The organism is Pseudomonas sp. W2Oct36, from assembly GCF_041060465.1.
Lineage (GTDB): Bacteria > Pseudomonadota > Gammaproteobacteria > Pseudomonadales > Pseudomonadaceae > Aquipseudomonas > Aquipseudomonas graminis_B.
Genome location: NZ_JAUERW010000002.1, coordinates 579,881 through 590,148 on the forward strand (window position 1 = coordinate 579,881; position 10,268 = coordinate 590,148).

9 protein-coding genes are annotated in these 10,268 nt (G+C 59.9%); 4 read left to right on the forward strand and 5 right to left on the reverse strand.

What is annotated here, in order from left to right; genetic code table 11:
* Positions 1–9 precede the first annotated feature (9 nt).
* The 4 genes from betI to QWI18_RS05320 form a co-directional block, all read right to left on the reverse strand.
* Positions 10–603: a transcriptional regulator BetI gene (gene betI, locus QWI18_RS05305; RefSeq protein WP_065987872.1), complete on the reverse strand. Its 594-nt coding sequence runs from the start codon at positions 601–603 to the stop codon at positions 10–12.
* 191 nt (positions 604–794) lie between these two features.
* A complete protein-coding gene (gene choV / locus QWI18_RS05310; protein ID WP_369318351.1) occupies positions 795–1,976 on the reverse strand; it encodes a choline ABC transporter ATP-binding protein in 1,182 nt (393 codons plus the stop codon).
* Positions 1,973–2,821, reverse strand: coding sequence for a choline ABC transporter permease subunit (choW, locus tag QWI18_RS05315; protein WP_192131039.1), 849 nt, complete (start codon positions 2,819–2,821; stop codon positions 1,973–1,975). Before choW ends, choV begins: the two co-directional genes overlap by 4 nt.
* Positions 2,822–2,885: 64 nt before the next feature.
* Positions 2,886–3,833, reverse strand: coding sequence for a choline ABC transporter substrate-binding protein (locus QWI18_RS05320; protein ID WP_296310337.1), 948 nt, complete (start codon positions 3,831–3,833; stop codon positions 2,886–2,888).
* Positions 3,834–4,309: 476 nt separating this feature from the next.
* Between QWI18_RS05320 and QWI18_RS05325 the strand changes: the two genes are divergently transcribed.
* From QWI18_RS05325 to QWI18_RS05335, 3 genes are all read left to right on the forward strand, one after another.
* Positions 4,310–5,686: an L-serine ammonia-lyase gene (locus QWI18_RS05325; protein ID WP_296310335.1), complete on the forward strand. Its 1,377-nt coding sequence runs from the start codon at positions 4,310–4,312 to the stop codon at positions 5,684–5,686.
* 469 nt (positions 5,687–6,155) lie between these two features.
* Positions 6,156–7,259, forward strand: coding sequence for a GlxA family transcriptional regulator (locus QWI18_RS05330; RefSeq protein WP_369318352.1), 1,104 nt, complete (start codon positions 6,156–6,158; stop codon positions 7,257–7,259).
* Between the two features lie 322 nt (positions 7,260–7,581).
* Positions 7,582–8,502 (forward strand): halovibrin HvnA, encoded by a 921-nt coding sequence (locus tag QWI18_RS05335; RefSeq protein ID WP_192130970.1) that lies wholly within the window; start codon positions 7,582–7,584, stop codon positions 8,500–8,502.
* Between the two features lie 35 nt (positions 8,503–8,537).
* Here the strand turns inward: QWI18_RS05335 and QWI18_RS05340 are convergent, their stop codons facing one another.
* Positions 8,538–8,801, reverse strand: a complete 264-nt coding sequence (locus QWI18_RS05340) for a hypothetical protein (RefSeq protein WP_065987865.1) — start codon at positions 8,799–8,801, stop codon at positions 8,538–8,540.
* A 331-nt stretch (positions 8,802–9,132) separates the two neighbouring features.
* Here QWI18_RS05340 and QWI18_RS05345 point away from each other — a divergent pair, with 331 nt between their 5' ends.
* The gene (locus QWI18_RS05345) at positions 9,133–9,972 is read left to right on the forward strand and encodes a 23S rRNA (adenine(2030)-N(6))-methyltransferase RlmJ (RefSeq protein ID WP_192130972.1); all 840 of its coding nucleotides are present in this window, start codon (positions 9,133–9,135) and stop codon (positions 9,970–9,972) included.
* Positions 9,973–10,268: the final 296 nt, after the last annotated feature.

Below are 10,268 nucleotides of genomic sequence, written 5' to 3' on the forward strand. Positions count from 1 at the left end.
CCGGCTGCTTCAGCTCGGCGCTTTTGCCAGTTGAAAGTCCATGTACTCGTAGGCGATCCGTTGCGCTTGTTCGGTGTCGAAGGCGTCGCCCGACAGCGCGCCGCGCAGCCACAATCCGTCGATCAATGCCGCCAGCCCTCGGGCTGCGCTGCGTGCTTCATCCAACGGCAATACGCGACGGAACTGGCAGCAGAGGTTGGAATACAGGCGGTGATCATTGATCCGCTGCAACCTGTGCAGCGAGGGCGAATGCATGCTGGTTGCCCAGAAGGCGAGCCAGGTTTTCATCGCCGGACCGTTGACCTGACTGGCATCGAAGTTGCCCTCGATGATCACTTTCAGGTGAGCCCGCGGGCTGTCGTCGTTCAATGCCCGGCGCCGTTCGGCGACGCTGGCGATCAGCGCATTCATCAAGTGGCGCATCGTCGCGGCGATCAGGCCGTTCTTGTCCTGAAAGTAGTGACTGATGATGCCGTTGGAGACCCCCGCCAGTCTGGCGATCAGCGCAATGCTGGCATCGCCCATCCCCACCTGATCGACCGCCGTAAGGGTGGCCTGGATCAACTGTTGACGCCGAATGGGTTGCATACCGACCTTGGGCATCTGTAGGGCTCCTTGATCTGCCGGGTGATCGTGGGTGGCTGGAAACGGCGTTCACTGTAAAGCTTTTTAATTGAACGTTCAATCAACAAAAAGTTGCAGGCGCAGAAAGGCAGCCACAAACTTTAAGCTCCAAACCGCAAGAATCGAGGCGTGGCGGCCTTTTTCTTGCGGCTTGAAACTTGAAGCTGCTATCAGCCGTGATTCTTGCCCAGCAATGCGTGGTACAGCTCGCTGTCGCCGAGGATGCCGACCAACTGGTTGTTCTCCTGCAGCACCAGCTTGTTGCCGGTGTGATAGCGGATCTGCAAGGCGTCGCGCATGCCGATGTCGGAGTGGACAACGGTCGGTTTGCGGCCGAGGGTTTCCACTGACTGGCCCGGCTCCCAGCTTTGCAGATCAAGGGTCGCGCCATGCTGGTGGGCGCCGGTGATGGCGTTGCCTTCAGAGAGATCTATCCACGTGTCGTCGCTCGGGTCCAGGCAGACCTGAGAACCGTTGATGCGCGTGCATTGGGTGATCGGGCGCATCAGGCTCCGGCCGCACAGCACGTTGAGCGGATTGGTGTGGGCAACGAATGTCCGCACGTACTCGTCGGCGGGATTGAGCACGATCTCTTCCGGCACGCTGTACTGAATGATCCGGCCGTCCTTCATGATCGCGATGCGGGTGCCGAGCTTGAGCGCTTCGTCCAGGTCGTGACTCACGAACACGATGGTCTTGTTCAGCTTCTTCTGCAGCGCCAGCAGTTCATCCTGCAAACCTTGGCGGATCAGCGGGTCAAGGGCCGAAAACGGCTCGTCCATCAGCAGAATATCGGCGTCCATCGCCAGCGCGCGGGCCAGGCCGACACGCTGCTGCATGCCGCCTGACAGCTCGTCCGGCTTCTTGTTGCGCCATTGGGTCAGGCCGACCAGCTCCAGCTTTTCGTCCACCAGTGCGCGCCGCTCTTTCTCGGGGCGGCCCTGCATTTCCAGGCCGAAGCTGATGTTCTCGCGCACCGTCAGCCACGGCATCAGGGCGAACTTCTGGAACACCATGGCGATGCGCTTGGTGCGCATCATCTTCAGCTCGGCGGGGGTGCAGGCAGCGATATTGATCTGCTGCCCTTCGTGCTCGACGAACAGCGAACCGCGGCTGACCGTGTTCAGGCCGTTGATGCAGCGCAGCAGGCTGGATTTGCCCGAGCCGGACAGGCCCATCAGCACGCAGATTTCGCCTTTGTTGATCTCCAGCGTGGCTTTTTCGACGCCGACGATCTGGCCGGTTTTCTTGAGGATTTCGGCCCGCGTAAGGCCCTGGTCCAACAGCTTGAGTGCCTCACGCGGGTCTTTGGAGAAGACGACGTCAACCTGATCGAATTTGATGATGCTCATGCGTCGGTCCTCACTTTGGCGTCCGGTTGTTTGCAGATCCGGTCGAGCATGATCGCCAGCAATACGATCGCCAGGCCCGCTTCGAAGCCCAGAGCGATATCAGCAGTGTTCAGTGCGTTGACCACAGGTTTGCCCAGGCCATCCGCGCCCACCAGCGCGGCGATCACCACCATCGACAGCGACAGCATGATGCACTGGGTGATGCCGGCCGCGATGCTCGGCATGGCGTGGGGCAGCTCGATGCGCGAGAGCAGTTGACGGCGCGAACAGCCGAAAGCTTTGCCGGCGTCGAGGAGTTCTTGCGGGACATCACAGATGCCCAGGTAGGTCAGGCGGATCGGCGCAGCGATCGCGAACACCACCGTCGAAATCAGGCCAGGTACTACGCCGAGGCCGAACAGCGTCAAGGTCGGGATCAGGTAAACGAACGTAGGCACCGTCTGCATCAGGTCGAGGACGGGTCGCATGCAGGTGTAGAACATCGGCTTGTGCGCGGCAATGATGCCCAGCGGCACACCGATCACCACACAGACCGCCGTGGCGAACAGCACCTGCGCCAGGGTCTCCATGGTTTCCTGCCAGTACCCCAGGTTGAGGATCAGCAGGAAGGAAATGATCACAAATGCGGTCAGGCCCCATTTGCGCTGAATGAAGTGAGCGAGCAGGGCAACCAGGCCGATCAGCACGAAGGGGTTGAACCAGGTCAGCCCGCCGGTCAGGCCGTGAATCATGGTTTCCAGTGACGAAGCGATGGCGTCGAAGGTGCTGGCGCCGTGCTGCGTCAGCCATTCGACGAAGCCGGCGATGTACTCGCCCAGAGGGATTTTATGATCAGTCAGCATGATGTCGGTTGTCCGCGTGCGGGATGAAAAGAGGACAACAGGCGGGCGTACCCGCCTGCCTGTCGAGTTACTTCGTCAGCTCGGCTTTTGCGGCTTCCAGGCCAGGTTTTCCGTCCACAGTGGTGACACCCGCCAGCCAGGTGTCGAGTACTTGAGGGTTGGCTTTCAGCCACGCTTTGGCGGCCACTTCAGGCTTTTTCTTGTCGTCGAGGATATTGCCCATCAGCGCGCTTTCCATTGGCAGGGTGAAGGACAGATTCTTCAACAACTGACCGACGTTGCTGCACTCGGTGGTGTAGCCCTTGCGCACGTTGGTGTAGACGGTGGCTTTGCCGAAGTCGGGGCCGAAGAAGTCATCGCCGCCGGTGAGGTATTTGATCTTGAATCGGGTGTTCATCGGGTGCGGTTCCCAGCCGAGGAACACCACGTCGGTGCTGCGTCGCGAGGCGCGGTCGACCTGGGACAACATGCCGGCTTCGCTCGATTCGACGACCTTGAAGCCTGCGTCTTTCAGGCCGAAGGCGTTCTTGTCGATCATGCTCTGGATCAGGCGGTTGCCGTCGTTGCCCGGCTCGATGCCGTAGATTTTGCCGTCGAGTTCTTTCTTGAATTTGACGATGTCGGCGAAGTCGTGAAGCCCCTTGTCGTACAGCGCCTGGGGAACGGCGAGGGTGTACTTGGCGTTCTCAAGGTTGGCGCGGACGGTCTCGACAGTGCCGGCGTCGCGGTAGGCCTTGATGTCGTTTTCCATGGTCGGCATCCAGTTGCCGAGGAAGATGTCCATGTTCTTGCCATCGGCCAGCGACTTGTAGGTCACGGGCACGGAAATCATCGTGGTTTTGGTTTTGTAGCCCAACGACTGCAGCACGACGCTGGTGACGGCGGTGGTCGCCGTGATGTCGGTCCAGCCCACATCGGAAAAATTGACCATCTGGCAAGCGGCGGGCTCTGCGGCCTGGGCCAGGATAGGAAGACTCAGCGCAACGCCCAGCAACAGCCTTTGTGAACCTTTCATGTTGGACTCCTTTGGTGTTTTCTTCTCGGCATCAACCGCAGCTGATGCGTTTTCTGGTGTCGGCGAGTCAAGTTGGGAAAACAGCTCCATCACTGCGTCTGGCGATTGAGTCGACAACGATCATGTAACAGGGAAAAACAAACGCCTACAGGGGGCGTCGTATCCAGTACACAGGGCGTCGTATCCAGTATCAGTGACGTCGCTTACAGGTTTTTTCCCTGCTCGCCGAATGATTCCCGGGACAAAAGCAGAGTGACGATACGGCAAAAAGTGCCGGAATCGGCAGCCGATCGTGTTCAGGTATCGGTTAAAGCAGACGCGACGTTGGTGGGCATGGGTGAGTCGGTGTGAGACGCCGCCTCGTAAAACAAAAGGCTGATGATGCCGCCATCTCGATGGATCGCTGCTTGAGCGTAGCAGCTCCGTCGCCGGCCGCGCGGCGCGCCGGGAGCCCTGTTTTCGGAGGTTTGCGGTTAATGGCTATCAGCGTGTTCGACCTGTTCAAGATCGGTATCGGCCCCTCCAGCTCACACACCGTCGGCCCCATGCGCGCTGCCGCGTTGTTCGTCCAGGGCCTGCGCGAACGCGATCAACTAGAGCAGGTGAGTCGCGTTGAAGTGCGGCTGTATGGCTCGCTGTCGGCAACCGGCGTCGGCCATGGCAGCGACAGCGCGGTGATCATGGGCCTGATGGGCGAATGGCCCGATGCGATTGATCCCGGGCTGATCGGTCAGCGCATCGCCGAACTGCGTGAGACCGACACCTTGAAGCTCAACGGCGATCACCCGATCCCTTTCGTCTGGCAGCGCGACATGCTGCTCATCGACGAAAACCTGCCGTTCCATCCCAATGCCATGACGCTGGTCGCGTTCAATGAGCACGGCGAATTTCATCGCGACACTTACTACTCGGTGGGCGGCGGTTTTGTCGTCGATGAAGCCCAGGCCGCCAGTGGTGTGCTGGATCGCGACGAAACCGTGCTGCCATACGATTTCTCCAGTGCCGATGAGCTGCTGATGCTCTGCGAAACACACGGCTTGCGAGTCTCGCAGCTGATGATGGAAAACGAGAAGGTCTGGCGCAGCGAAGACGAAATCCGTGCCGGGCTCATGCACCTGTGGCGTGCCATGCAAGCGTGCGTCGAGCTGGGCCTGAAGCATGAGGGTATTTTGCCGGGCGGCCTGAACGTGCGTCGTCGTGCAGCGCGTCTGCATCGCAGCCTTCTGGAATTGAACAAGCCGAACGTGATTGGCTCGACGTTGAGCGCGATGGAGTGGGTCAACCTGTTCGCGCTGGCGGTCAACGAAGAAAACGCCGCGGGAGGTCGCATGGTCACGGCGCCCACCAATGGCGCGGCGGGGATCATTCCGGCGGTGCTGCATTACTTCGTCAAATTCAGCGACGAGGTCAGCGAAGCCAACGTGGTCGATTACCTCTTGGGTGCCGCAGCCATCGGCATTTTGTGCAAAAAGAATGCATCGATATCCGGCGCCGAAGTCGGCTGCCAGGGTGAGGTCGGTTCGGCGTGCGCCATGGCGGCGGCCGGGCTGGCGGACATTCTGGGTGCCACGCCCGAACAGCTGTGCAACGCGGCTGAAATCGGTCTGGAACACAACCTCGGCCTGACCTGCGATCCGGTGGGCGGACTGGTTCAGGTGCCGTGCATCGAGCGCAACGCCATCGCTGCAGTGAAGGCCATCAATGCCGCGCAAATGGCCCTGCGCGGCGACGGTCAGCACTTCATCTCGCTGGACCGCGTCATTCGCACCATGCGCGACACCGGCGCCGATATGCACGACAAATACAAAGAGACGTCCCGCGGCGGGCTGGCGGTCAGCGCCGTCGAATGTTGAGTCGGTAACGCCAGCGCCCGGGACAGCCCCGGGACAGGAGCAGGTGCATAAGAGCCGCCTGCTCGCTTTTCGCCCACGCCCCACTGAGCCCGCTACGTTTTGGCGCGCGCTCACTCTTGAGCTGGCGGGATGCCATCCGTACCCATGGTCCAACGCCGACTGTCGATCACCCCGTGCATCGGGTGACACTCCCGGACCGCCCGCCGATTCGATGGTTCACACAAGTGCTACGGAATTGCTCATCCCGCCCGCCGCGCCTGCGCCCCAACCGTTCCAGGGGTCGCGATTTGAATCGTTGTGTCGCTCCCGAATAGACGCTTCGCGACGTCGCAATCGGGAGTTATTGAATGCCCATTCAACTTTAGGCATGGCATTTGCGTTGCAATGACCAAGCTCTCCGCAGATGAGGGCGATACAACGAGAGCCTCTGCTGAGGCCTTCAACCGTTTTACGCGTGAGGAGAAGTGTGATGACTACGTTCAACTCCGGGGCTCAACCCCAGAACCGTGCGCCCCAATCCATCGGCTTCCTGCTGCTGGACAACTTCACACTGATCTCCCTCGCGTCAGCGGTCGAGCCACTGCGTATGGCGAACCAGCTCTCGGGCCGCGAGCTGTATCGCTGGACCACACTGACGGCGGATGGCGGCCAGGTCTGGGCCAGCGACGGCCTGCAGATCACCCCGGACGCCGCCATGCACAAAGCACCGGTGCTTGACACCGTGATCGTCTGCGGTGGCGTCGGCATTCAGCGCACCGTGACCCGCGAACACGTCAGTTGGCTGCAAAGCCAGGCGCGCCAGTCCCGTCGTCTGGGCGCGGTGTGCACCGGCAGTTGGGCACTGGCCTGCGCGGGCTTGCTGGACGGTTTCGATTGCAGCGTGCATTGGGAATGTCTGGCCGCGATGCAGGAAGCTTTCCCCCGCGTCGCCATGAGCACGCGGCTGTTCACCCTCGACCGCAACCGCTTCACCAGTTCCGGCGGCACCGCGCCTCTGGACATGATGCTGCACCTGATCAGCCGCGATCATGGCCGCGAATTGTCCGCCGCGATCTCGGAAATGTTCGTCTACGAACGCATCCGCAACGAACAGGACCACCAGCGTGTGCCGCTCAAGCACATGCTCGGCACCAATCAGCCGAAGCTGCAGGAAATCGTTGCGCTGATGGAAGCCAACCTCGAAGAACCGATCGATCTGGATGAGCTTGCCGTGTACGTCGCCGTGTCCCGGCGTCAGCTGGAAAGACTGTTCCAGAAATACCTGCACTGCTCGCCGTCGCGCTATTACCTCAAGCTGCGCCTGATCCGCGCCCGCCAGTTACTCAAGCAAACGCCGATGTCGATCATCGAAGTGGCCTCGGTCTGCGGCTTCGTGTCCACGCCGCACTTCTCCAAATGCTACCGCGAATACTTTGGCATTCCGCCACGGGACGAACGCCTCGGCTCCAATACCACGCAGCAGGTGGCAATGCTGCCGATCCCGCAGTCGATCGTTCTCGCACCGTTGTCAGGCCCGCTGTCGGCGCTGAGTCAGGCGCGTAACGAGTCGACGTTTGCGAGTGTGCGGTTGTAATACCGCGGCTGGTACGCAAAGTACGGCCATCACACCTGTGAGTCTGTCCGGGGAGCTCTTCCCCGGCAGAACATGCCCGCCCGGCGTATTTCCTGCCAGTTAGATTGATTCGAAATAGCTCCCCGTCCTGAATGATCGCTCCGGTCAGTTCTGAATGACGGAATCAGGCCCCTGCGGCAAAAGTAGCTAAATTCAAAAAACCATCTCGGTGGCACTGTCATTTCTGACAGTTTTCGTGAGTCGATAGCGCGCGTATAAAAACTTCCACACCCTTAAGGCCTTCGTTGGTTAAGGAATTGGTTTGTGGCAAGGAGCGCTCATCATGAAACTGTCCGTCCTGCTTTTATCCATTGCGTTGGTCTGCGGTTGCACCAGTCAAACAATGCCTCCTCAGAAGAGTCAGAGCGTTAATACATTAGATGGCCCGGCGGTGGCGGCGGCCATTCAGGCGAACTATCAGGACACTCGGCGCAACTGCGGCAGTGAGTCGATGCCGGCGTTTTTATGCTCGGGTGTATTGCTCAGGGCTACTAATGAATCCTTCGACTATCATGCGTGGAACCCCGTACCAGGGAAGCAGGGGGTGTCGTTCTCCTACCTGCGTAAAGACGCGAATTTCGATCACCTGGCCGGCAACATCGACAATGGATTTATCCTCTACCCCACCTTCGCGGCCCCTGCTGGCAAGGACCATCTGCAAGTGCTCTGTTCTTTTCCCATAGATGGTTTCACCTGGATACGGGCTCAGCCGGGTTGCGGCGAAAGCACCCAGTACCCCGGCGTGAGCAAGCGCTGCCAATCGCAGGGCATCTCGACCGCAGAGCAGTGGAAGGCTCATTTCGATAAAGGCCCTTCAGGTGCAAGTCAAAATAATATTTACGGGTATGTCTGTTCATTCGATGTGCGAGATGCGATGAACGAGTTGGGAGCGGAGTCGTTCTATCAATCCCTGCAAGCCATGCACTTGGTGCCGGCCAGTTTGCCACACCGTTATAACGAAATAATGGTTCAGGCATGGGCACAGAACATTCCGACCCGACTTCCCATTCAGGCGTTCTTTTATACAGCGTCGAGTGGGTTGAAGGGCGCAAGGCATGATCAGTGGGATTTCTTCAGGAGTACGGGCGGTGCGTTCATGCCGATCGTTCATATGGCGCTGCCCGCTGCGTCTACAGGAAGCGCCAGTTTTGTGTATTCCCCGGCGGATCAATATTGCCAGCCCGGTGCAACGACCTGCCTGTAACTGGCGTTATGTAGATGACCGTCTTAATGCATGGACTAACGTGGAATGTCTTTGTTGTATGCCGCCAACGCGGGCAACAACTGCTGATCAATCGCCTGGCGCACGGCCGGCAGGATCGTCGCGCTGCCGCTCAGCAGTTTCTCCACCAGCTTGCGCAGTTCGCGGGCGCGATCGTCATTCAGTCCGCGCACCGCCTGGGCGCACGCCTGTTCGGCGCTGAGACCGGAAGGCACGTCTAAACCGATCGCCCTGAGCTGGCTGATCAGGTCGTCCTGGTCGATGAGGTCTGCGTGCATCATGACGTGCGCTCCGTTTTTTCAGATTGAACCGATTCTGGTCGCGCCGATGGTGGCTCGGCAAGTGTCGAGGTTGCGGATGTCTGGCATACACATCACCGTGTCGTTTTCGGCTATGTAACTGTTTAGTTCATTTGGCATAATCCGATCACTTACATTGCGCGGGGTACGGTTTGGTCACCCTCTGGCCCGCGAAAATGCCTCACCCCGGTTTTGTAACGGCTTAACCGGGGATTTTTTTGCCTGTCGTTTGGGCTCCTCCGGTTGTCAGGGCATGAGCGGTCTGCGCAGCTTCAGCTGTTTTGCTAAACTCCGCAGCCTTCCAGGAGCCGCCATGAACTACCGCCACGCCTTCCACGCCGGCAACCACGCCGACGTTTTCAAACACATCGTTCTGACTCGCTTGATCGCACTCATGTCGCGCAAGGAGCAGCCACTCGCTTACCTCGACACCCACGCAGGCATCGGCCTGTATGACTTGCAGGGTGATCAGGCCACGCGCACCGGCGAGTGGATCGAAGGCATAGGTCGTCTCTGGGATGCCGATGACGTGCCTGACATGGCGGCTGGTTACATCGACGCGATCCGCCACATGAACCGCAAGACCGGTGAACTGCGTTATTACCCGGGCTCTCCCGAACTGGCCCGCCGCGTGACCCGCGAGCAGGACCGCGTGCTGCTTAACGAAAAACACCCGGAAGACGGCGCGCTGCTCAAAGACAACATGAAATACGACCGCCGTGTCGCCGTGCACCTGGGAGAAGGCTGGCACGTGCCCCGCGCGTTGTTGCCGGTTCACGAGAAGCGCGCGGTGATGCTGATCGATCCCCCGTTCGAGCAGCTCGACGAGATGAAGCGCTGCTCCGTCGCCCTCAAGGAAACCATCGCACGGATGCGCCAGACCGTCGCCGCCATCTGGTACCCGATCAAGGACCAGCGCGCGCTCAAGCGCTTCTATCAGGACCTGGCCGAAACCGGCGCGCCGAAGCTGCTGCGGGTCGAGTTGTTCGTGCATCCGCTGGACACGCCCAACAGCCTCAACGGCTCCGGCCTGGCAATCGCCAATCCGCCTTGGGGGCTGGAAGAGGAGCTGCGCGAGTTGATGCCATGGCTGGCGAAGAAGCTTGGCCAGACCCAGGGTGACTGGAAGATGGATTGGCTGATTGCGGAGTAACCACTCCTGATTTCCACGGCGTGACGGCTGGCCTCTTCCCGGCTAAAGCCAGTCCTACAAGGGTTACGCGCGGTGTTAGTAGGACCGGCTTCAGCCGGGAAGAGGCCAGTGGCAACACCTTCAATTCCGCGGAGTGACAGCCGACACCTTCCCGGCTAAAGCCAGTCCTACAAGGGTTACGCGCGGTGTCAGTAGGACCGGCTTTAGCCGGGAAGAGGCCAGCTGCAGTACCCTCAGTTCTGCGGCGTGACGACCGACGCCTTCCCGGCTAAAGCCAGTCCTACAAGGGTTACGCG